The sequence below is a fragment of the Teredinibacter purpureus genome (assembly GCF_014217335.1).
Lineage (GTDB): Bacteria > Pseudomonadota > Gammaproteobacteria > Pseudomonadales > Cellvibrionaceae > Teredinibacter > Teredinibacter purpureus.
Genome location: NZ_CP060092.1, coordinates 909694 through 932876 on the forward strand (window position 1 = coordinate 909694; position 23183 = coordinate 932876).

A 23183-nucleotide genomic window follows, 5' to 3' on the forward strand; every position below is an offset into this window, starting at 1 on the left:
CGTTAAGTGCCATCGGTAAAGAGGCTGCCAACAGGGCAAACGTTGCTATGGCCGTTCGCAAACTCGGCAAGTGACATGGCTTTTTTCCCCGGTATTTGTAGGCGTAAAATGTCGAGCGTTCCGTTGCCGCAAGCAACACGAAAATGTTGTCGGTCGGCCGCGAGTACGGTGCCGGGTTCGGCTTCGCTTAACGTATTGCTACAACGCGCGTCATGTATTTTAAAGCGTTCCCCGTTCAATAGCGTATAACAAATAGGGAAGGGGTTGAACGCCTTGACCTTGCGTTGAATGAGTTCGGCCGGTTCCTGCCAATTGATGCGCGCCTCGATTTTTTCAATTTTATGGGCGTAATTGGCGAGCGCATTGTCTTGTATTTCTGGTGTGGCCGTACCGTTCTCTAATTGCTCTAATACGGCTAGTAGAGCCGGTGGGCCAATATCCGCCAGGCGGTCGTGCAGCTGGCTAGCATCATCATCTTCGGTAACGGGGCATTCTTGTTTTAGCAGCATATCACCGGTATCTAGGCCAATATCCATTTGCATAATTGTTACACCAGAAACGGTGTCGCCCGTTTCTATCGCACGCTGTATAGGCGCAGCCCCTCGCCAGCGAGGCAATATTGATCCGTGGACGTTTAAGCACCCCAAGCGTGGCGCGTCGAGCACGGCTTGTGGTAACAACAAACCATAGGCCACCACAATTAACACGTCGGCTTCGAACGCGGCGAGTGTTTGTTGGACATCTTCACTTTTTAAATTAACCGGTTGTAGAACGGTAAGGCTGGCCTCCAAGGCTACTTGCTTAACCGCGCTGGGTGTTAGTTTTTTGCCGCGACCTGCTGGTCTATCGGGTTGGGTGTACACCGCGAGTATCTGATGTTCACTATTAAGAAGAGCTTGCAGGTGGCGGGCAGCGAATTCGGGCGTGCCGGCGAACAGTATTTTCAAGAGGTGTTACCTGAATGGGGAGGTCAATGAAGTAAAGAGTGAAAGGCCCGAACGCAATGCGTATCAGGCCTTGGAACGATGTTGTTTTTCGAGTTTGGTACGAATACGTTGCCGCTTAATGTTCGATACATAGTCGACAAATAACTTACCTTTAAGGTGGTCGATTTCATGTTGAATACAGACAGCGAGTAGGCCGTCGGGCTCTAGTGTGAAGGGCTTGCCATCACGCCCTAGCGCGTTAACTTTCACATGGCTGGGCCGCGTAACCTCTTCGTAAAATCCGGGTACCGAAAGGCATCCTTCTTCGTAGCCGAGCAGGTCTTCATCTAGCACCTCGATTTCAGGGTTGATAAACACGAGTGGTTCGTTTTTATCTTCGCTGGTATCAATAACAATGATCTGCTCGTGTATATTGACTTGTGTAGCGGCCAAACCAACGCCTGGCGCGTCGTACATCGTCTCGAACATATCATCAATAAGGGTGCGAATACGGTCATCTACCTGTGCAACAGGTTTTGCAACAGTGCGTAATCGAGGATCTGGGAATTCTAATATCGGTAACAATGCCATTACGTGACAAACTTCTAGTAACTAGCTAACTTTCGCTGCTAACATTATGATCAAACAGGAGTTATACTGTTTTTGTTAAGCCGGACGCAAGGGGTTTATGCAACTACCTGCGCGACTGTGCGGGGTTCGTTGACTATTATAACGGTTAATGGGCTTTAGCGCCGAATTGGAACAGGATTCTTTAGATGAAAAAGCAAATTTCGGGCTTGCTCGCTGCTCTGGCCCTGACGACAGCGCAAATATTGCCCACGGTTACAGCAGAAGAACCCCAATTACGCGATACCGTTCCAACAATCCATACGGTTGTTAAAGGTGATACATTATGGGATATATCGGCTAGCTTCCTTAAAAATCCGTGGATGTGGCCAGAAATCTGGCATGTAAATTCCCAAATTGATAACCCCCATCTTATATACCCTGGCGATGTTATTCGCTTGATCTACCTAGAAGGTAAGCCCCGTTTGACGCTCGAAACGGCTGGCCGAATCTACAAACTCAGCCCAGAAGCCCGCGTGTTAACACAGGGTGAAGCGATTAAAACCATTCCTCTCGATGCCATTAATGCCTTTCTTTCGCGTAGCCGCATTACCGAAGAGAAAGAGTTGGACGCTGCACCTTACGTGTTATCCGGTATGGATGAGCACCTTATTGTTGGTGCTGGCGATAAATTGTATACCCGCGGCACTTTTGTTGATGGGCCACGCGTTTACGGTGTGTACCGTAAAGGCGAGGAATTTATAGACCCCGAAACGAACGAGAAACTCGGTGTACTGGCAGAAGATATAGGCACTGCAGAGCTGCTAACCATCGCGGGCGAAATTGGCACTATGAAGGTGTCGCGTACTACTGAAGAAATTCGCGCCGGTGATCGCTTGCTACGTCATGAAGAGCGTTCTATTGCCTCTACTTTCTTTCCCTCTCCTCCGTCTAAAGATATTAACGGCGTTATTTTAGCGGTAGAAAAAGGCCTGCACCAAGTAGGCAACATGGATGTTGTGGTGCTCAATCGCGGTAATCGCGAAGGTATGGCAGCCGGGAATGTAATGGCTATATACAAGCGTGGCGGTAAAATCCGAGATCGTATTACCGGTGAGCGTGTGCAACTTCCCGACGAGCGCGCTGGTGTATTGATGGTTTTCCGCGTTTTCGAAAAAGTTAGCCTAGGTATTGTTTTAGAAGCCTATCGTGGCATTTCGGTTGCAGATTACGTACGTAACCCCTAATATCTCATTTTACTAACATAGCTACAGGGCGACCCCCGTAGCTATGATTTTAGTCCAATCAGCGCAAGATGAACTTACGCTGCACGCCTGTTGTTTTGGCTATGGTTTGTACGCTTTACGCCACTTCCTTCGCCTCTGGGTACCTAACATCGCCCCAACAGAAATTTTCAGGGATGGAATACGCGCGTTATGTTAACGGCTGTCGAACAAAAGTTGCTTTTTCAACACCTTCCCGGCGTTGGCGCGGCGAGTTATTGGAAGTTAATGGAGCGGTCGCCAAGCCTTTCCAGTGTACTTGAATCTCCCCCCGATACTTTTTCTGATGTCTTTTCTGAAGAGGCTCGCCAAATGTTGCGCGAACTTCAACATACCGGTGAAAATTCCGATATTGTGCGTTTAGTACGTGCCGATCTGGAATGGGCCGACCGACACTCGGTACAAGTACTCGATACTGACCATCCTCAATACCCTGAAATGTTGCGTGAGATTAAGCGCCCTCCGCCAGTTCTATACGTTGCTGGCGACGTCTCGCAGCTGTCTTTTCCTCAGGTTGCCATTGTCGGTAGTCGAAACCCAACGCCTTCTGGTCGTGGCTCCGCGTTTGACTTTAGTAAAGCACTTGCGGCTAATGGCTTTACCATTACTAGTGGCTTAGCCTTGGGTGTAGATGCCGCCGCTCATCAAGGTGCGCTGGCATGCCAAGGTAAAACGATTGCCGTACTTGGCACGGGTATAGATCAAGTTTATCCGCAGCGTAATAAACAAATTGCCGATCAAATAATTGCCAATGGTGGCGCGCTTGTGAGTGAATTCCCTCTGGGTACAACGGCCAAACCCGCCAACTTCCCACAGCGTAATCGTATTATTAGTGGCCTTAGTTATGGCACATTGGTCGTAGAAGCGGCGGTGCGAAGTGGTTCTCTTATTACGGCGCGCTACGCATTGCAGCAAAACCGAGAGCTGTTTGCCATCCCAGGTTCTATTCATAACCCGCTTGCACGTGGTTGTCATAGCTTAATAAAAGACGGTGCGAAGCTCGTAGAAAGTGCAGACGATATAGTTGAGGAACTTAAAGGCTTTCTTCAGCTAAAGTGGGAACAAGTCAATCTCGATATTGTGCCCGACACTCACAGTATTGCGACCGAAATAGTATCCAATGAACAAGAGGATTTCGTCCTTGATCAGCTGGGTTACGAGCCAACGGCCATCGATCTGCTCACCGAGCGCACGTCGCTTCCTGTTGGTGATGTTATGGCTTGTCTGCTCACGCTAGAGCTCAAAGGCCTTGTCGCAAATGTGGGTACTGGATACATGCGCATAAGGGGTTCATCGCGCGGGCTTGTCCTTTAAACCGAATTAGAGTAATTTGCCGCCCTCGTATAGGCCCATAAGGGCTTTTACTTTCACTAGTTTTATTTCAATGAGCTGCCATTCTAGTGGCTCGTTAACCGTTTGAGTTTTTTCGGAGTACTCGCCATGACCAAACCGTTTGTTGCAATTTTAATGGGTTCAGATTCTGACCTTCCTATTATGGAAGCTTCTTTTGATGTGTTGAGCAAGCTGGGTATCGCGTTTGAAGCCAAGGTTACATCGGCTCACCGTACACCTGCTGCCACTCACGACTATGTTGTCGACGCTGATAAGCGTGGTTGTGCAGCCTTTATCTGTGCAGCAGGAATGGCCGCTCACCTCGCGGGCGCGGTGTCTGCCACCACATTAAAGCCTGTTATTGGCGTACCTATTAATGGCTCATTAGATGGATTAGACGCATTGCTATCCACCGTTCAAATGCCTGGTGGCATCCCAGTTGCAACTGTAGCGATAGGCAAAGCGGGCGCGAAAAATGCTGCTTATCTCGCCGCTCAAATTATTGGTGTTGCTGATGCCGAGATGCATCAAAAGCTGATCGCAGAGCGTGCTGAAAATGCACAAGCTGTGTTGGATAAAGATGCGGCTCTACAAGAAAAGCTGAAAAGCCGCTAAGCAGAACGCTTTTATTGTGGATTACCGTTACCATCCTGCCACGATACGGTGCGTCGCCGAGCTTAATGCCGGCGGCGTAATCGCCTATCCGACTGAAGCCGTGTGGGGGTTGGGGTGCGACCCATGGAACGGGCATGCCGTTAAGCGAATTTTACAGTTAAAGCACCGTCGTCCAGAAAAAGGGTTGATCTTGGTCGCTAGTCATACGGGCCAATTTGGCGAATTGCTGCAGGCATTGCCTCCTGAGCAAAAACGTTTGCTAGAGCAGTCTTGGCCAGGTCATATTACGTGGCTTATACCGCACCGTAATGCTGTACCTGAAAATGTCCACGGAGCGCATGATACGATTGCTGTTCGTGTGAGTGCCCACCCTGTTGTAAAAGCCCTGTGCGATAAATTCGGAGGCCCCATTGTGTCGACCTCCGCTAACCCACAGGCTTTACCGCCCGCCAAAAACGGCACCACTGTGCGACGCTATTTTGGTCGTTCTGGTATTACCGTAGCCGCAGGTACTATTGGTGGGAAAACGTCACCGTCTATCATACGTGACCTTGCTAGTGGCACCACTCTTCGCGGTTAGCCTCGACACCCAAAATCGTTATCTCCCCCCTATAAACCATCAAGGACCACTCATGTCTCACCCGGATAAAGCCGCTGTAAAAGCGTACCTCTTGGATTTGCAAAACCGCATTTGTGCGGATTTAACGGTCGTGGATGGGGAACAGCAATTCGTGGAGGATCAATGGCTTCGCGAAGAGGGCGGTGGTGGACAATCTCGCGTGCTGGTTGAGGGTGCTGTTATCGAAAAAGGCGGCGTGAATTTTTCACATGTAATGGGTAAGCAAATGCCAGCTTCGGCAACGGCGCACCGCCCCGAACTCGCCGGACGCAGCTTCGAAGCCATGGGCGTTTCGTTGGTTATACACCCCACCAATCCTTATGTGCCGACTAGTCACGCCAATGTTCGGTTCTTTATTGCCGAAAAAGAAGGCGAAGCACCCGTGTGGTGGTTTGGAGGCGGTTACGACCTTACGCCTTATTATGGCAACCAAGACGACTGTACACATTGGCATGAGACCGCAAAACGAGCCTGTGAACCGTTTGGAGGGGAGGTATATCCGCGCTACAAAAAATGGTGTGACGACTACTTCTACTTAAAACACCGAAATGAGCCCCGTGGAATTGGCGGCCTATTCTTCGATGACCTTAATGAGCCGGGTTTTGAGCAAAGTTTTGCGCTTATGCGAGCCATTGGCGACAGCTATACAGCCGCCTACGTGCCTATTGTTGAACGCCGCAAAAATATCCCGTACGGTGAGCGGGAGCGCGAGTTTCAATTGTATCGTCGTGGTCGTTATGTTGAGTTTAATCTTGTCTACGATCGCGGTACCCTGTTTGGCTTACAAACGGGCGGGCGCACAGAATCAATACTGATGTCCTTGCCACCGCTAGTGCGATGGCAATATGACTGGCAGCCCGAAAAGGGCAGTGCTGAAGCGGAATTATACGATAAATACCTGCAACCCACGGAGTGGCTGGCGTGAATACAACAATAACGAAGGTTGATTCCTACTGTGTTTTTGGCAACCCCATAGAGCATTCAAAATCACCTGATATCCATCGCGCGTTTGCGTCGCAAACCGCTCAATCGTTGGAATACACACGAAAACTTGTCGAGCCCGATGACTTTACCATCCAAGCCACACGCTTTTTTGAAGACGGCGGAACAGGCGCGAATGTGACCGTACCGTTTAAACAAGATGCCTTCGATTTCGCTGATAGGCTTACCGATAGAGCACGTATAGCGGGGGCCGTTAATACCCTCGCTAAACTTGAAGATGGCCAAATTATTGGCGACAACACTGACGGAATTGGCCTCGTTCGCGACATTACACAACGTTTGAAGTGGGCCATAGAAGGTAAGCGAATACTTATCCTAGGCGCTGGTGGTGCGGTTCGCGGGGTGTTGTTACCGTTATTGCAAGAAAAGCCGGAACTCGTCGCAATCGCCAATAGAACGAAATCCAAAGCAGAAGAGTTATCAGTAATATTTAGCGAATACGGTAACCTGCAAGGGTACAGCTACAACACGTTACCGAACGAACCGTTCGATATTATTATTAACGGAACCTCCGCTGGTTTTAGTGGCGATGTGCCCCCCGTACACTTTGGTTGCTTCACGAGCGAAACCGTTGTCTACGACATGATGTATAGCGATGAACCTACGGAATTTCTGCGTTTCGCTATTGATATGGGCGTTACGCAATGGAGTGACGGGGTAGGCATGCTTGTGGGGCAGGCCGCCGAATCTTTTCGTTTATGGCGCGGGGTAGAACCGAAAACCCAACCTGTAATTGACCAACTTTCCGAGCCTGCTTAACGAAGCGAATTAACGACAATGCGATTCATTCTATTTTTTTTGGTCGCGTTCTCGTTGGGGTGGTTTAGCCACGCGGTATATCTATCGTTTTCTCCGGGGCCGCTCTTAGTCAATGCCTTAAAACCTCCTTTACCTCATAGCTCGCCACACCACGAAAATAGTGTGCCGGCCCTTTCTCGAGAAAAGGCAACTACACTACCGCAAGCCCAACTTCAGGTGCCTCAGGTACAAACGCAGCACACTGCGTTGGATGAGACTCTTACCCTCCAAGTTTTCAGTGAGCTTCTAAGCCAGTATAGGTTTCAAGACGCGGTGAATATGTATGGTGAGGCAGAGCCGGTACTTTCAACAAACGAACAACAGCAATGGCGAAGCGTGCTGCTCGACTACTTGTCGCGCCGAATTAATAGTGGTGAAACCGTCCTATTCAGCGAACTCGCTGAAATTTGGTTGCAAGTACATTACAACGACGTTGATGTACTGTTACAGCAAGCACGCTTTTACCGTGTAAAAGGCTACTACGGCGAAGCGCTGCAAACCTACATGCTAGCGAAAACCTACGCTTATTACAGCGAGCAAAAAGCGAATGTCTTTCGCGAGCTACAAAGCTTTGTCTTTCAACGCGATTCAGATTGGTCTGGTCAGGGCGACTGGCATGAATTACTAAATTTCTATGCGCAACTCGAACAGTTCGACATTAGTAATAAAGCACAACAGTTTCGCTACGCTGAATTATTATTGATGCATAACGATGAGAGATCCGCCGAGGCGATTTTAGACGCATTAATGCAATTTAGAGGCTGGAAAGAACGCGTTACGACGTTACGCGCACATTATCAACGCGAAGGCGAATATCACGCGGGTACTTCAACGGCACCTGGGTTTCAAACGGCACTGCCTATAAAACCCGTGGGTAGTCACTACCTTATGCGTGTTCGTATCAATACCGACGAAACCCCTACTACTTTGCTGCTCGACACAGGCGCATCTATAACAACCGTCACTGTTGAGGCATTTGCAGGTATGGTGCAAGCAGAGGGTTGGCGAGATTTAGGTTGGCATCTGTTTAATACGGCAAACGGGCCCGCACAGGGTAAGTTAATGGAAATAGAACAATTTACTATGGGTGACTACACTCTCCGCAATCTAACGGTTGCCGTTTTAGACACCAACCTTGGTGACGGCGTGCAAGGGTTATTGGGTATGAATGTGCTCAGCCAATTTCATTTTCAAATTGATCAAGATAGTCACCGATTATTGCTTACACCCCGAGATTGATTTTTAACGGCGCGAAAATATACATCTTGAAATAAATTTGTTGCGCGTATATCGCCGTATCGGTGCTTCTCCGTACGCATAAAAATAATAAAACCGGTATTGAAATGGCTGGTAAATAACGCATCATATTAAGCGTGACAAGGTGTAAACAGTGGGCGCTCTTATCGGCATCTTAACGACCCTTCAACAATAACTACTGTATAGCAGGCTGTGCTGATTATCCTTAATTATGCGTAACCCACCTGAAAGTGGATATTGCGTAAAACGCTTTGTTCGGTTTAACTGTATGGCCAGCGAAGCCGTCGTTTTGAACGATATATTTGCTATGTTATTTTCCTATTGTTGCAAGCGCAGGTTTAATAGGAGGAGAGTTATGAGGGCCGACGTTCTAGGTTAACGATACAAATATAGTGGGTTTTCACGTTAGGGTTTAATTAGGCTAGCCCCAACGATTGTTATTGTTCTACGGAAGCGAGCGATAAATTATGGATGAGAAAACACAAAAAGGTGCGTCTACGATTAGCGCCGAAAACGAAAAGCAACGCGACTACGAGCGTAAGCAGGAAGAGTATAAACGTCGATTTTCTGGACTCTACGCAAAAGAAAAATTCTTTCCTGCCATTATTGCGGCTAGAGCCGCCATGCGCGTATTTCCTACGGTGGCGCAGGAAGGGCATTTTGAATTCTGGATGGATAAAAAATCTGAAACTGGGCCAGCCGATAGGCGCGTAAGACATTTAACCGCTATGGTCTACGCCGTTCGGTTGATACAAAAAGCGTGTCTTGAGGACGTAAGTAAAGAGGAGCTAAAAGCTGCGGCTGCGGCCACTTCCGTATTCGCGGCTACACTGTCTCCTCCACTCGAATCCGAGGCTACTTCAGCACCATCCTACGTCACTGCATCTGAGGCTGTTTTATTTGCGTCTACGTTCGCATCCGCTGCTGCGTCAGAGGCCTCGGCCTCACTCTCAGCTGCGGTCTTTGCGCTCGATGCCTCCGACGCAGCGTCTGCTTACGCTACTTCCGCGGTATTGGGTGAGCGTTATTTTGCTGACAATATCGAGCAGGACATTACGGCAGCTGAAACGTCCACGTCCATTGTTGATCTAGCCAATCAGGCGCTCTGGTACGAGGCCGTACCCGAGGAAATAGTGTCACTCTTTGAAAGTAAATTTGTTCCCGCTGTTGAAACGTTAATCGAAGAGACCATAACTCCTGCAAGCCAGCGTGCACTGCAAAAAATAATCGCTGATTATCGCGCGCTACTTATACCGGGCCCAGCACTTGCACGTTACACCCCAACCAATGCTGTAGCGCCCGAAACAATACAAGTAAAAATTGATAGGCTTAACCGTGAAAATTTGGTGAACGGTCTTGCGGATATTCTTTCCCATCCTGCTAACAACCAACATCAAACCATCGGTTTATTGGGCCATTGGGGAAACGGTAAAACCGCGGTGTTAGATTTACTCAAAGAAAAACTGAAAAAGAAATATGTGAAGGCACCACATTTTCCGGAAAGCCGAGAATTCTTATTTGGTGAATTTAATGCGTGGGCTTACGAGCATGTAAAAAATAGCCAAGCCGCTATGGCCCACGAAGTGATTACAAGCCTCACTAGCTATCAAGAAACTTCAGACGCCGAAGACTTGCCGTTCTTGCGCCGTTTTGCGCACTATGCACGCAACGCCTTCTTTGGTGTAATGTGGCAAATATGTGTGCGAGCACGTATTACTGTGGGCTTTGCCATTCGAAAATACCCAACCCGTTTAGTGTTGTTATTGTTGTGGATGATGGTTGCGATATACGCCGCGCCCATAGCGTTGGGGCTTGCAACGGATGCTAAAACTTGGCCAGCCGTTACGGCCCTAGGTGGTGTATTGTTGTCGTTGTTTCGTATTTTTCGCGATGGCCGTACGCTCTTCGCGCAACCCTTTACAAAGGAATTATTAACCTACGTAAAATTGCCTAGCTACGCGCAACACTTAGGTGAAGTTGCCCAGATGCGGGGGGACATCGCACTTATGTGTAACTTACGTTTACGCCCCAATGCCGGCGCCAATACGTTTGGGCTAAAGTTGCCTTTCCGTGAAAAACGTTTGCTTTTTGTAGTGGATGATCTTGATCGATGCGACCCGCAAGGCATCGTTAAAACGTTTGAAGCGGTACGCTTAATTCTCGATATTCCCCAGGTTACTGTCGTTATCGCCATTGATCAGCGTATTGCTCTGGCTGCTTTGGCGCACCATTACAAAGACCTGGAAGAATTCCATACGTTGCGCGATGCCAAATCGATAGCGCGAGATTATCTTGGTAAAATGTTGCACTACCCCATTGTGCTCAAACCATTAGATTTTGAAACCTCAAAAACGTATATGAGTGCGGTGTGGAAGGACAAGACCGAAGAGGAGAAAATGGCATGGGAAACGCTTCTAGAGGGCCCAACGTTGAATGCTTCGCGAATAAAAGATCCAATAACCGATAGCGAAATTGCGTTGGAAGTTAGCGATGGCGAGGACATAAAAGCGTTAACAGAGAACGAGTTAGTCGGACTGGTAAATGCGCTGCCTTCCCCTAATGCCAATGCGGATGACGAAAAATTAATTGGGCTGAGCCCGAAACAAAAAGCCTCGTTCGTGTTGTGGTGCGACAAACTTCAGCTGAATAACCCTCGACAACTAAAGCGTATGCTGAATAGTTACAACCTTTTACGTAAAGTGCGTTCAGTGCCCGATCCAGAAATTTTAGACGATGGAAACGAGCAAAGCCTACCAAGCTTTGGTTGGTTAACCGCTATGCTGGTCTTAGAGTTTATTAATAATGAGGTTAGCGACGTTAAGCGGGCACACTATTGGGCGTATATACAAGGCAGCGCACACGAATGGGTAGAACAACAGGAATGGGCCAATGCCTTTGAAGAGGCGAAGCATGTAATTGAAAAGGCTGCCGCACACGATCCCGAGTTTGCAGAAGTTGAAATGTGTTCGCCTAAAGAAGCCTTGTTGGCATGGGTAAAACTGTTTGTATTACCCGCTATTGGAGATGAAGAGCAGATAGCAACTGAGGGTGCAGCCTGTGACGCTAGAGCTTAAAAGTGGGGACAAAACAGGTAATACAGCCGGATGTCTTCGCTTAAGCCTGTCCAGATGCCGTTTACCCGTTATCGCCTGTCGCGCAGCAGCTATCAGTTCTAACCAAAGCGCCACAATTGGAGCGGTATTGTCAGCATAGGCGAAACGACTCATTACTGCAGCGCGTTGAAAAGATGGGTGTCACATTCATACCTGGTTGTGTGACTGGTTGTGTGACAGCGATAAAAGCCGCTGCCTAGGCGCGCTTTGTCAAACTACCTAAAAACAAAACGGCAGCAGCGAGAACAACTGCTGGGCCTGCGGGCAAATCGAAGAGAACCGAGGCGAATAGACCTCCCGCTACAGCTATCACACCCATAATGGCGGCCACGGCCGCCATTGCTTCGGGAGAGCGTGTGAGGCGACGGGCGCTAGCGGCAGGAATAATGAGTAGAGCGGTAATCAATAATACGCCCACGAGCTTCATTGCAAGTGCAACAACGGTGGCCATTAACACCATTAGCAACAACCGCAGCTTTTCGACAGGCAGGCCTTCCACGCGCGCGAGATCTTCGTCGATAGCGGCCATAACCAGCGGTCGCCAAAAAACTAGAATAACGGCGAAGCACAGGCCACCGGCCAGGTATATTAGGAGTAAGTCTTCACTTCCTACCGTTAATAGGTCGCCAAATAAATAGCCAAATAGGTTGATGCGATTGCTCGACAGTAGGCTAACGCACACCAAACCCAGCGCTAAAGCACTATGAGAAAGAATGCCGAGCAAGGTGTCGGAGGCGAGAGTAGAGCGGTGCTGCAAGCGCCATAAGGCGACACTCACAATGAGCCCTGCCAAAATCATAGAGACGGTTAAATTCCAATCGGCGAGTACGCCAAGCGCAACACCTAACAGTGCCGAATGTGCGAGCGTATCGCCAAAATACGCCATGCGTCGCCACACAACAAATGTCCCTAACGGCCCGCTGATTAGGGCAATTCCAATACCGGCTAATAAAGGCATAACCAATAGCGGTAACAAACCCAACAGGTTATCCATTGTGATCGTGCCCGCAGTTGTGCACGACATCACCGTGGAGGTCGTGCTGGTGGTCGTGATGGTGGGTATAAACGGCCAAGTCGTCGGCCACGGCTCCGCCAAATAAACGCAAATACTCTGGGTGCTGGCTGACACTTTCGGGCTTGCCGTGACAGCATACATGTTGGTTTAAGCAAACAACTGAATCGGTTTGTGCCATGACCAGATGTAAATCGTGGGAAACCATAACTATGGCGCAGCCAAGGCTATCGCGCAGGCTCGCAATTAATCGATATAAGCTGGCTTGGCCGCTTACATCGACGCCTTGCAAGGGCTCGTCTAGCACTAATAATTGTGGCTTGCGTAACATTGCACGGGCGAGCAAAACCCGCTGTAGCTCGCCACCGCTGAGGCCATGTATTTGTTGTTCACTAAGGTGCGCGATATTCAGCTGCTGTAAAGCCTGCTGGCGATGTTCTCGAGAGCGATCGGCGAAGCTTAGAAAGCGGCTTACTTTTAGCGGCATACTGGCATCGAGGCGTAATCTTTGGGGTACATAACCGATTGTGAGGGCAGGGCTGCGCGTAATAGTGCCACTATCGGGCTGTAAAAGGCCGGTCATTATGTTAACTAGCGTGCTTTTCCCTGCGCCATTTGGGCCTATTAAGGTGCAAATTTCACCTTTTTGCAGCGTAAAATCAATGGATTGCAGTACAGGTCGCCCTGAAAAGGCGACTGTAATATTGCTTAGCGTAAGGAGTGCTGTCATTTGGCTCGTGTCCTACAGTCACTGCAATAACCGGTTATCTCGAGCACCTTGTTCGCTACGGTAAAGTGTTGTTGCGAGGCGCTAAGGTTAATGGCTTGTTGAATAGTATTGCTGGGCACTTCTTCCGTTACGCCACACGTTAGACAAATAAACAACGCGTCGGTATGAATGCGTTTTGGGTGTGTGCAACCGACGTATGCATTTAAAGAATGAACTTTGTGTACAAGACCTTGTTCAAGTAAAAAATCGAGCGCGCGGTAAACCGTGGGCGGTGCAACGCGCTTACGCTCTGAATTTTGTTCGAGCATTTCCATCAGCGCATAAGCTCCGAGCGGGGCGTGTGATTGCCAGATAAGTTCAAGTACTTGCCGTCGCAGCACCGTTAAGCGTGCACCGGCTTTATGGCAAATTCGGTCAGCGTCTGCCAGTGCAGTATGAATACACTGACTGTGGTCGTGACTTGCATCGCGAATGGAATCGGGTTTGTTCACGGAAAAATGTCCACCGTTACGGGAGTAATAGTTATGTTATCATATAACATAACTATTACTGAGAGAGTTTGTGTGAACTTACGAACGTTTAGATTGAACCGGTATGTCTTACAAGTGACTTTTATCTTTTTGTGTGGCATGCCCCTTGTCATGGCGAAGGGCGTGCAGGCGACAATACCGGACGTGCCTATAACGTTACTTGCCAGTATTCGCCCGCTGGCATTGATAGCGAATGACTTTGTGATGCTGGCAAAACTAAACGACCGCGTGAAGGTAGAGGTGCTATTACAAGCGGGCGCTTCTCCGCATCATTTCGCGTTAAAAGTTACGGATATCAAGCGTATCCAAGAGGCTGATACCGTTATTTGGTCGGCTCCAACGTTAGAGCATTTCCTGATTAAAGCGTTAAGAGAGCATCGTAAAAATAGCTCGGACCTACAGTTGAGCAGTTTTAGCAGGATTCCGTTTCAAGAGGACGATGAGGGCCGCCACAGCCATCAGCATGATCATACTGATGCTGATGCACACTTATGGTTAGATCCTGCCAATGTCGATGCTTTGATTGCAGCACTTAGCTTATCTTTGCAGCGCGTTTTTCCGAATGGGCATAAGGCGATTATAGAAGCTGAAGTAGAGTATCGCACGGTGCTGGAGTCACTGGAGAGAAGCCTTCAGCAACGCATGACGGCGGCGAATGCACTGAAAGGCGGAATTGCTGTGTATCACGATAGCCTGGGCGCCTTTGTGAATCGTTTTCACGTTCATCAGGTGGCCGCTTTAACCGCGGTGCCCGAGGAGCAAATGGGATTGCGTTCACTACTCGCGCATAAACAGGGGCTTAAGCCTAGCTGCTTACTGGCAGACAAAGGTGAGCTAGGAATGGCTCAAAGATTTGCGGCAACACTGGAATGGCCATTGGTGGCGTTCGATTTACTGGCTCAAAATGAAGAAGTAAACACTTACCCAGCGTACATGAATGCCATTGCAGCTTCGATTGAGCAGTGCTTGAAAAGCAGATAAAAAAAAGCCTCTGCATCTCTTTATGGGAAGGAAGATACAAAGGCATAGAGTTAGCAAAAAGCTACAAGAGAGTCTAAATTAATCTACAAAATTACAAACATAACAAAGGCTGTATGAGGCTCAAGCGGTCGACCTCGACATCTACGCCCTTAATACTGCAAAGAAGCTTTTACCGTTTTTTCAACTAAAATCGATAGTTCTGAATTCATTGTGGTGTTGATGGAATCAATATGCGCGTACAGTTTTTTAAGTTGACGCGAACTAACATTTTCCTGGACAACATAGTTGTCCAGAAGAGATTCCCAGCGGTCGCTAGTACCTATCTCCGCAAGAGCAACGTTAACGCTTAACGCTGCTTTAGATGTTCTTGGATCTAGGGCACCAACCTCACCGGCGATTACACCGTTTGAAACCAGCGCAAGTGCAATTAATGCTGCGAAAGTTTTCATTTAAAGGTACTCCTTATAAGAGGGATGGTTGATACCGAACGCCTGAAGGATCTCTTCAGGCTTCCGACAAGGCTTGTTGTTACCTTGTGGTGCTAATTGTAACCAGAGGTAACACATTTGGCAAATATTAATTTTGTTACTTGTTACATACGTCACATATGAGACCGGTTCCCATTTAGTGGCTAGCCCACATAGTGTGTGTTTTTCCTCACGCTGCCCCTCTATAGTGTGCTTGGCAGCTAGATCTACGGGCCAGCCTAATTGAAATAAAATGTTCTGCCTTGGCGATTACATTCGTCTGGCGGGGAATTTCGACGCCATCACCACAGTATTGTCGCCTGGTTCCTTCGGTAACACTTTTTTTGCTCTGCAGGTTATATAAAGTCCTCTATTATTGACTAACTAAGTGCGTCACTGGGCAAGTGCGTCACTGGGCAAGTGCGTCACTGGGCAAGTGCGTAACAGGCTGCTTGGCCAACATAAGGCACCCAGAGTTAACCCAATAAAAAAAGGAACGATTTATGACCATTATTCATACTCCCAATAGGCTCCTAATGGCGATATCTGCCGTAGCGGTATTAGTGGGTTCTACAGCAGCAAACAGTGATACTGAGTACGAGGTGGGTGCTGGTATTAACTATTTTATGTTTGAAGACGACTTTAATGTGGCAGACGATGTGGGCTTCCGGGGTTATGGTGGCCTGCGCTTTGATGAGCATTGGGGATTGGAATTGGTATGGGATAAGCTAGCGACAGAAACGGACCCTACTGATTTAGGCTTTGACTTAAGCCAGTACTACCTTAGTGGCTTGTATCATTTTAATCAGACCGAAACACTGCAGCCTTACCTTTCATTAGGGTGGGGCCAAGGTGATTTTGAGGTTAGCGATGTTGGTTATAGTGCGACCACTACCTCTACAAATATAGGTGCGGGCCTAAAATGGTTTGTCAATGAACATTGGGTGGTGCGGCCATCGATCAACTATTTTATGAACACTGAAATTGACGAAGATTTTACGACATTAGGTCTAACCCTAGCGTACGTCTGGGGAGGAGGTTCGACTCCTGCACCGGCTCCGGTAAGAGCAAAAGCGCCGGCCGATACCGACGGAGATGGTGTTGTTGATACGTCTGATCGCTGTACTGCGACACCTGCCGGTGTGCGGGTGAATGCACAAGGTTGCCCGCTAGATAGTGACGGTGATGGCGTGTTCGATCATCTCGACAACTGCCCCGATACCGGTAGTCGATTAAAGGTCGATGTAAAGGGTTGTCCAATGCAGCTTAGTGAAACCGTGGCCATTGATCTTAAGGTGAATTTCGACTCGAATAGCGATGTCGTTAAAGCGGAATATTTTGCTGAAATTCAGCGCGTCGCAGATTTTCTCGCGCAGTACGAAGGTACTAGTGTGGTAATTGAAGGACATACGGACACCAGTGGAGCGGCCACCTATAATAAGGCGCTCTCGCAGCGACGAGCGAATGCGGTTGCGGCTGTGCTGGTCAATCGCATGAACGTACCAGCAGGCAGAGTCAGTGCAAAGGGTTACGGCGAAGAGCGTCCCATAGCTGACGAGTCGACACGCGCTGGTCGTGAGGCGAATCGTCGCGTTGTTGCCAAAGTGGCTGCTGTAGCGAAAAGTATGGAGCTAAAATAACAACATCAAATCGTGAGTGAACAAGGGCGTACGCACAGTACGCCCTAATTAATTGCCTTTCGGCCAGCTATTCCTCCGCAAATTCGCTAGAATCCCCTCCTCGCGAACGATAACACTCCGGATACACATTCTATGACTACCAAGCCCCTGCTATTGGTTGATGGCTCCTCGTACCTTTACCGTGCATTCCATGCCATGTACAAAGCGGATTTGCGCAACGCAGAAGGTTTTCCTACGGGGGCCATTCGCGGCGTAGTCGCCATGTTAAAACGCTTAGAAAAAGATTACCCCGAGAGCCCAATAGCGGTAATTTTTGATGCGAAAGGTAAAACCTTTCGCGACGAGATATACAGTGAATACAAAGCGAATAGGCCGCCTATGCCGGATGACCTGCGTCTGCAGGTAGAGCCTTTGCATGCCATCATTCGGGCAATGGGTTTGCCGTTAATCATTATTGATGGTGTAGAGGCCGATGATGTTATTGGCACGCTCGCACGCGAAGCCACAGAAAAGGGCTTGCCTGTAGTCGTCTCGACGGGCGATAAAGATATGGCTCAACTAGTCAATGAGCATGTGACGTTGGTTAATACAATGACGGAAACGGTGATGGATATTGCCGGTGTTACGGAAAAGTTTGGCATTCCGCCGAACCTCATTATCGATTACTTAGCCTTGATGGGCGATAAAGTCGACAATATTCCAGGTGTGCCGGGCGTTGGCGAAAAAACCGCATTAGCTTTATTGCAGGGTTTGGGCGGAATTGATGATATCTATAGTCACCTGGACGACATTGCGAGCTTGAGTTTTCGTGGCGCAAAAACCATGGCCGTAAAATTGGAGGCTAACAAGGACGCAGCGTACCTATCGTATAAACTTGCGACCATTAAAACAGATGTTGCACTAGAACAACCTATTGAAGCGCTGACGCCTACTGAAATTGATGGCGAGACACTGACAAAATGGTTTACGGAATTAGAATTTAAGGGTTGGATTAACGATATTAATCGTGGCAGTCATTCGCCGGTGGCTCCAGCGGCAGTAGAACCCGCTATTGAAACCACCTATGAGACAGTTCTTACGGAGTCGCGCTTTAATGAATGGCTTATGCTGTTAAGCGGCTCTACATTGTTTGCCTTCGATACCGAAACCACCAGCCTTAATTACATGGAGGCAGAGATCGTAGGGGTTAGCTTTGCCATAGAAGCGGGCAAAGCTGCCTACGTGCCCGTGGCGCATGATTATCTCGGCGCCCCAGACCAGTTAACCCGTGAACAGGTATTACATTCGCTCAAGCCGTTACTTGAAAATAGCGAGCTTAAAAAAGTAGGGCAAAATCTCAAATACGATTCGAGTGTGTTGGCGAACTACGATATTCACATGAAAGGAATTGCCTTCGATACTATGTTGGAATCCTATGTGTTTAATAGCACGTCCAATCGCCACGATATGGACACATTGGCAATGACGTATTTGAATCATGGCACCATTCATTTTGAAGATGTCGCAGGCAAAGGTGCAAAACAATTAACCTTCAACCAAATACCATTGGAAGAGGCCGGCCCTTACGCCGCTGAGGATGCTGATATAACATTGCGGTTGCATAATAAAATTTGGCCACAATTAGAAAAAGAATCTGGTTTGCAGCATGTATTTAACGATATCGAAATTCCGCTGGTGCCGATTTTATCGAAAGTAGAACGTAATGGAGCACTTATCGACATAATGGCCTTGGGCCAGCAAAGTCATGAGCATGGACAGACCATGGAAAAGCTTCAGCGCGAAGCCTTTGAATTAGCAGGAGAAGAATTTAATTTAAGTTCTCCTAAACAGCTCGGCGCAATTTTATTTGAAAAATTGAATCTGCCCGTGTTGAAAAAAACGCCAAAAGGCGCCCCTTCAACAGCGGAAGAAGTGTTACAAGAATTGGCGTTGGATTACCCGCTGCCCAAATTACTTATGGAGTACCGTGGGCTCGCCAAATTAAAAAGTACCTACACCGATAAGCTACCGATAATGGTAAACCCACGTACCGGTCGGGTGCATACGTCTTACCATCAAGCGGTCACGGCAACCGGGCGACTATCCTCTAGCGATCCTAACTTACAAAATATTCCTATTCGTACGGAAGCGGGCCGACGTATTCGCCAAGCATTTATCGCGCCTACAGGTTATAAAATTCTGGCTGCGGATTATTCGCAAATCGAGCTGCGGATTATGGCGCATTTATCGGAGGACAAAGGTTTACAGGATGCCTTTGCAAAAGGCTTAGATGTGCATAAAGCCACAGCTGCAGAAGTGTTTGGTGTGTCATTAGAGGACGTAACCGTTGAGCAGCGCAGAAGCGCTAAAGCGATTAATTTTGGTTTAATTTATGGCATGAGTGCGTTCGGTTTGGCAAAACAATTGCACATTGGCCGCTACGATGCGCAGCAATATATTGATACGTATTTTGAACGCTATCCCGGTGTTGCCACTTATATGGACAGTATACGCAGCAGCGCTTCTGAAAAAGGTTATGTTGAAACCTTATTAGGCAGACGGCTATATTTGCCGGAAATTAATGCGAGTAATGGTCAGCGGCGGCAAGCGGCTGAACGCACAGCAATTAATGCACCTATGCAAGGCACGGCAGCTGACATTATTAAGCGTGCGATGATTGATGTGGACGCGTGGCTGGAAAAAGAGAATATAGACGCCCAGATGATAATGCAGGTGCATGACGAATTAGTATTAGAGGTTAAAGAGGAAGTTGTAACGGAAGTATCAGAAATGCTGTGCAAAATTATGGCCGAAGCGGTCGAACTGTCGGTACCGCTATTGGTAGAAGCGGGAATCGGGAATAATTGGGATGAGGCTCACTAATAAGTCTTAATTTTGTAGGAATAGCGAGGCAATACTGATTGACTTTCAATCAAAGCTCTATAGACTGCCCATTCAGCAAGAAAGCAAGCGTTCTATTTATTTTCTCGACCCGAAATTTTTTAATCTCGACCTGAAGTTTGTAAGTACCGGCCTTATTTCCTGCTTCCCCAGACCATCCTTGGTGGTCAAATTTTTATTTTATATTTAGGAAGTTACTATGTCTGACGTCGTTACCGGAACCGTTAAGTGGTTCAACGAATCAAAAGGTTTTGGTTTTATTGAGCAAGAGTCTGGCCCTGATGTGTTCGCTCACTTCAGTGCTATTTCTGGTTCGGGTTTCAAAACCCTCGCTGAAGGCCAAAAAGTACAGTTTACTGTTACTAGCGGTCAGAAAGGCCCACAAGCAGAGAATATCGTTGTTGTATAACAACTAGCTCTCTAGCAAGCTATTTCAAAAGGCAAGCCATCGGGCTTGCCTTTTTCGTTTCTGGTTACAGCTTTTTACAACCCACTACACTTTCGCAACAGAGCCCTGTTGTGAGCCGGTATAAACTAAGCGAATATTGGCAATGGTTACGTAATGGTGCGTGAGGAGAATCATCATGAAATATTGGCTTATCCTAATAATGTCAGGTTTACTTTGCGCCTGTGGCGGGAGCAATACTCAAACACTGCCAACCGATCCAGATCCTAATATTACTGTCGTACCGTATCAGAATTTATTTGTTCCTCCCCCCTCCGCAGAAGTACTCCATTATGCCAACGGTGAACGCTTAGAGCGGTTGTTAAAAAATGGCGCCAGAATGGGTGTCTCCGGTTCACGACAATTTACCGAGGACCTTGCCGTACAATCATCAGCCAACGCGGTTGAGAATGCGCTCTCTGTTGCACAGCCAAGTTTAACGAATTTTTCAGAAACGAATGTACAAGTGAGCGGTGTAGCAGAAGCCGATTATGTAAAATACGACGGCCACTATTTATACGTACATGCATGGCCGGAAAACCAGATGGATGGTGACGGAGAGCACCGAATACGTGTGCTGCAAACGGAACCCGAACGTGCGAGTGCGGTTGAAGTGAGTCATATTCCGTTACCACAAGCGGGTTCTTATGAGCAGGTCGAACTCTATCTCCAACAGGGCGCGGCGGCGGAGGCTTTGGTTGTGTTAAGTAGTGGCGGTGTTGTTGATTTTGCATCAATTGACGCCTTCCCCCCGAACGATTATCTCGCTACTAATCACAGTTTCAATGTTGATGTGTACGACCTAGGCAACCCTGCTATGCCAACTTATGGGTGGGGTGTCGAGATAGACGGCCAGGTGCATACCAGTCGTAAAATGGGTAATACACTGTATGTGGTGAGCAGTTATAGGCCTCATAACGGGGTGTTAGGCCGAACGCTGTTAGAATCGCCTGATGAAGACACAACAGAAGCCGCTTTGGCGGACATAAGCGTTGAATCCCTCATTCCTACCTATAGCATTAATGGCGAAGAGCCTCAAATGCTCCACGATTCGGGCGCTTGTTTGGTGGGCAATGAACAAAGTAGTAATGCTGGTTATTCGAACCTTCACTACGTGATAGCGATTGACCTAACCGCTAGCGCCCTAGCGGACGTCGTTTGTATTGCGAGCCCAGTAACGGGTGTCTACAGTTCGACAGACGCCATTTATTTAAGTGCATCGGTGTACGATAGGAATTGGGTGGAGAGCTTTACCGTTTTGCATAAATTAAATGTGGGCGAAAGCGGCGTAACCTACAGTGCAACGGGCGCAGTTCCGGGGCATTTAGGCTGGAGTAGCCCGTCGTTTAGAATGGATGAAAATGAAGGGTTCCTACGCGTACTGTCTAGCGCTCAGAATGAGAGTGGTGAACCCGATCACCGTCTTTGGGTGCTTGAGCAGCACGAATCTGAACAAACCCTTGAGATCGTGGCGCAGCTGCCAAATGACGGGTTACCGGCACCTATAGGACACCCTGGAGAGGAGGTGTTTGCCGTGCGATTTTTTGGCGAACAAGCCTACATCGTAACGTTTCGTCGTACAGATCCTCTATATGTATTGGACCTCTCTAACCCCCTTGAACCCATAATAGCTGGAGCCGTAGAGCTACCGGGTTTCTCCACCTACCTGCATCCTTTCTCAGAAGGGTATATGTTTGGCTTTGGTCGAGAGGCCGATGAAAACGGTCGGGAGCAGGGGTTGAAAGCGGCCCTCTTTGATGTGCGGCAATTGGACAACCCTCAAGTAGTGTCCGAAATTGTATTGGGCGGAAATGCATCGTGGAGTGATGCGCTTTACGATCATCGAGCGTTCAACTTTCTGCGAACAGAAGATGGCAATGTGCGCATAACCTTTCCCGCTACACTGGCGTCTACAGACAATGGGGCTGATCCAAACCTAGAGGTGTTGACGGTTGCAAATGATTACACGCGGGCATTGGTGCTGCTTGAAATAGACGGTCTCGCCGGCGAATCGCCAGAAATGCACGTACACGGTACCGTTCAAAAACCGGATGTTGATGAACGTGAGTGGTTCAATTACAGCGTGTTCGGGCGTGGTATTTTGCATGGAGATGCGATTTTCTATGTAGAAGCACCCGACGTATGGGGGGCGCGTTGGTCAAACCTTAATACTATCTCGGGCCCTCATTAACCGGAGGGTTAAAGAGCCGACTAGTGTATGAGGTTACTTTGCGGGTGCTGTTTTAGCTTGAGTGATATGGCGGAGTCTCCTGCGAGACAAGGCCATCTTTCGATGGCATGCTGCCAGTTGTTATTGTTGTGATGGCGCAAATAATCTTCAAAATGGGCGTTACGGAAAAAACTGTCTGTTTCAAAGAGTGACTCGATTGAGTAGTGAACGGCAAGATCTAACTGGTTAGCGAACTCGTCCCCTAATATATCGTGTACAACAATATTCGATAAGGTCATATCCATAGGCGCGAGAGGTAAACCGCTGGCCATCATCACACGATCATTAACCTCTTCGATGAGCCTATGAGCCAAGTAAGCTTCGTCTACTAAGGCCAAAAGGCCGTCTCGCCCTTGCAATAATTCGGGAGGTTCGAAGAAGTAATCTTCGGCGATGGTTAGAAACGTTTTAGCGTATTTGTAAACGCCCGCCGATTTCGTTAATTCGTAAAGCGCCTCTATAAAGTCGGGCACATGCTCAATGTAATGGGTAACAAATTGCAACAGAGCATCTAGCCCGTTGCCATTGGGCAGGGTGATGGCACTATGCAGCTCCGGCAGCTTTGTTTCCAAGAAATCTCTCAACCTATGATTCTTGGCCTCTATCCGATGCGCTTCTGCTATGGATTCTCGGATGTACACAATTCTAGGCTCGGTCATAAAAGAAAAGACTGACACAAAAGGTTAAATGAATGGGATGACTACTTACTGTAGCAGTGACGACCGCAGCAGGTCGTAAAAATATGTATAGCAAACG

At 48.2% G+C, this 23183-nt stretch carries 20 protein-coding genes; 13 read left to right on the top strand and 7 right to left on the bottom strand.

Annotated elements, in window-relative coordinates; genetic code table 11:
* Positions 1 to 2: 2 nt before the first annotated feature.
* Both fmt and def read right to left on the bottom strand, forming a co-directional pair.
* Positions 3 to 947: a methionyl-tRNA formyltransferase gene (gene fmt / locus H5647_RS03785; RefSeq protein WP_045856445.1), complete on the bottom strand. Its 945-nt coding sequence runs from the start codon at positions 945 to 947 to the stop codon at positions 3 to 5.
* A gap of 63 nt (positions 948 to 1010) precedes the next feature.
* On the bottom strand, positions 1011 to 1517 hold the full coding sequence (gene def, locus H5647_RS03790) for a peptide deformylase (protein ID WP_045856447.1): 507 nt from the start codon (positions 1515 to 1517) through the stop codon (positions 1011 to 1013).
* Positions 1518 to 1702: 185 nt separating this feature from the next.
* Here def and H5647_RS03795 point away from each other — a divergent pair, with 185 nt between their 5' ends.
* The 8 genes from H5647_RS03795 (at position 1703) to H5647_RS03830 (ending at position 11473) form a co-directional block, all read left to right on the top strand.
* Complete coding sequence (locus H5647_RS03795; protein ID WP_045856449.1) at positions 1703 to 2740, top strand: LysM peptidoglycan-binding domain-containing protein; 1038 nt, start codon at positions 1703 to 1705, stop codon at positions 2738 to 2740.
* 189 nt (positions 2741 to 2929) lie between these two features.
* Positions 2930 to 4090 (top strand): DNA-processing protein DprA, encoded by a 1161-nt coding sequence (dprA, locus tag H5647_RS03800; RefSeq protein ID WP_045856450.1) that lies wholly within the window; start codon positions 2930 to 2932, stop codon positions 4088 to 4090.
* A 126-nt stretch (positions 4091 to 4216) separates the two neighbouring features.
* Positions 4217 to 4723: a 5-(carboxyamino)imidazole ribonucleotide mutase gene (gene purE / locus H5647_RS03805; RefSeq protein ID WP_045856452.1), complete on the top strand. Its 507-nt coding sequence runs from the start codon at positions 4217 to 4219 to the stop codon at positions 4721 to 4723.
* A gap of 16 nt (positions 4724 to 4739) precedes the next feature.
* Positions 4740 to 5303, top strand: a complete 564-nt coding sequence (locus H5647_RS03810; protein WP_045856454.1) for an L-threonylcarbamoyladenylate synthase — start codon at positions 4740 to 4742, stop codon at positions 5301 to 5303.
* A 52-nt stretch (positions 5304 to 5355) separates the two neighbouring features.
* Positions 5356 to 6267, top strand: a complete 912-nt coding sequence (hemF, locus tag H5647_RS03815; RefSeq protein ID WP_045856455.1) for an oxygen-dependent coproporphyrinogen oxidase — start codon at positions 5356 to 5358, stop codon at positions 6265 to 6267.
* Positions 6264 to 7103 carry a shikimate dehydrogenase gene (gene aroE / locus H5647_RS03820; RefSeq protein ID WP_236074758.1) on the top strand — a complete coding sequence of 280 codons (840 nt, stop codon included), beginning with the start codon at positions 6264 to 6266 and terminating at the stop codon, positions 7101 to 7103. Before hemF ends, aroE begins: the two co-directional genes overlap by 4 nt.
* Positions 7104 to 7121: 18 nt before the next feature.
* A complete protein-coding gene (locus tag H5647_RS03825) occupies positions 7122 to 8381 on the top strand; it encodes a retropepsin-like aspartic protease family protein (protein WP_052691853.1) in 1260 nt (419 codons plus the stop codon).
* 485 nt (positions 8382 to 8866) lie between these two features.
* A complete protein-coding gene (locus tag H5647_RS03830) occupies positions 8867 to 11473 on the top strand; it encodes a KAP family P-loop NTPase fold protein (RefSeq protein WP_045856458.1) in 2607 nt (868 codons plus the stop codon).
* 235 nt (positions 11474 to 11708) lie between these two features.
* Here H5647_RS03830 and H5647_RS03835 read toward each other — a convergent pair whose 3' ends face one another.
* The 3 genes from H5647_RS03835 to H5647_RS03845 are packed head-to-tail and all read right to left on the bottom strand — an operon-like array spanning position 11709 to position 13745.
* Positions 11709 to 12506: an iron chelate uptake ABC transporter family permease subunit gene (locus H5647_RS03835; RefSeq protein WP_045856460.1), complete on the bottom strand. Its 798-nt coding sequence runs from the start codon at positions 12504 to 12506 to the stop codon at positions 11709 to 11711.
* Positions 12499 to 13254, bottom strand: a complete 756-nt coding sequence (gene znuC / locus H5647_RS03840; RefSeq protein ID WP_045856461.1) for a zinc ABC transporter ATP-binding protein ZnuC — start codon at positions 13252 to 13254, stop codon at positions 12499 to 12501. The genes H5647_RS03835 and znuC overlap by 8 nt, the downstream gene beginning before the upstream one ends.
* On the bottom strand, positions 13251 to 13745 hold the full coding sequence (locus H5647_RS03845) for a Fur family transcriptional regulator (protein ID WP_200911625.1): 495 nt from the start codon (positions 13743 to 13745) through the stop codon (positions 13251 to 13253). Before H5647_RS03845 ends, znuC begins: the two co-directional genes overlap by 4 nt.
* A gap of 72 nt (positions 13746 to 13817) precedes the next feature.
* On the opposite strand from H5647_RS03845, the gene H5647_RS03850 reads away from it, so the two are divergent.
* A complete protein-coding gene (locus H5647_RS03850; protein ID WP_162926277.1) occupies positions 13818 to 14765 on the top strand; it encodes a metal ABC transporter solute-binding protein, Zn/Mn family in 948 nt (315 codons plus the stop codon).
* Between the two features lie 149 nt (positions 14766 to 14914).
* Here H5647_RS03850 and H5647_RS03855 read toward each other — a convergent pair whose 3' ends face one another.
* Complete coding sequence (locus tag H5647_RS03855; RefSeq protein WP_045856462.1) at positions 14915 to 15214, bottom strand: hypothetical protein; 300 nt, start codon at positions 15212 to 15214, stop codon at positions 14915 to 14917.
* A gap of 521 nt (positions 15215 to 15735) precedes the next feature.
* On the opposite strand from H5647_RS03855, the gene H5647_RS03860 reads away from it, so the two are divergent.
* From H5647_RS03860 to H5647_RS03875, 4 genes are all read left to right on the top strand, one after another.
* Positions 15736 to 16872: an OmpA family protein gene (locus tag H5647_RS03860; protein ID WP_045856463.1), complete on the top strand. Its 1137-nt coding sequence runs from the start codon at positions 15736 to 15738 to the stop codon at positions 16870 to 16872.
* Between the two features lie 132 nt (positions 16873 to 17004).
* Positions 17005 to 19734, top strand: coding sequence for a DNA polymerase I (polA, locus tag H5647_RS03865; RefSeq protein WP_045856464.1), 2730 nt, complete (start codon positions 17005 to 17007; stop codon positions 19732 to 19734).
* A gap of 217 nt (positions 19735 to 19951) precedes the next feature.
* A complete protein-coding gene (locus tag H5647_RS03870) occupies positions 19952 to 20161 on the top strand; it encodes a cold-shock protein (protein WP_045856465.1) in 210 nt (69 codons plus the stop codon).
* Positions 20162 to 20336: 175 nt separating this feature from the next.
* Positions 20337 to 22388 carry a beta-propeller domain-containing protein gene (locus H5647_RS03875; protein WP_045856466.1) on the top strand — a complete coding sequence of 684 codons (2052 nt, stop codon included), beginning with the start codon at positions 20337 to 20339 and terminating at the stop codon, positions 22386 to 22388.
* A 20-nt stretch (positions 22389 to 22408) separates the two neighbouring features.
* Here the strand turns inward: H5647_RS03875 and H5647_RS03880 are convergent, their stop codons facing one another.
* Positions 22409 to 23086: a hypothetical protein gene (locus tag H5647_RS03880; RefSeq protein WP_045856467.1), complete on the bottom strand. Its 678-nt coding sequence runs from the start codon at positions 23084 to 23086 to the stop codon at positions 22409 to 22411.
* Positions 23087 to 23183: the final 97 nt, after the last annotated feature.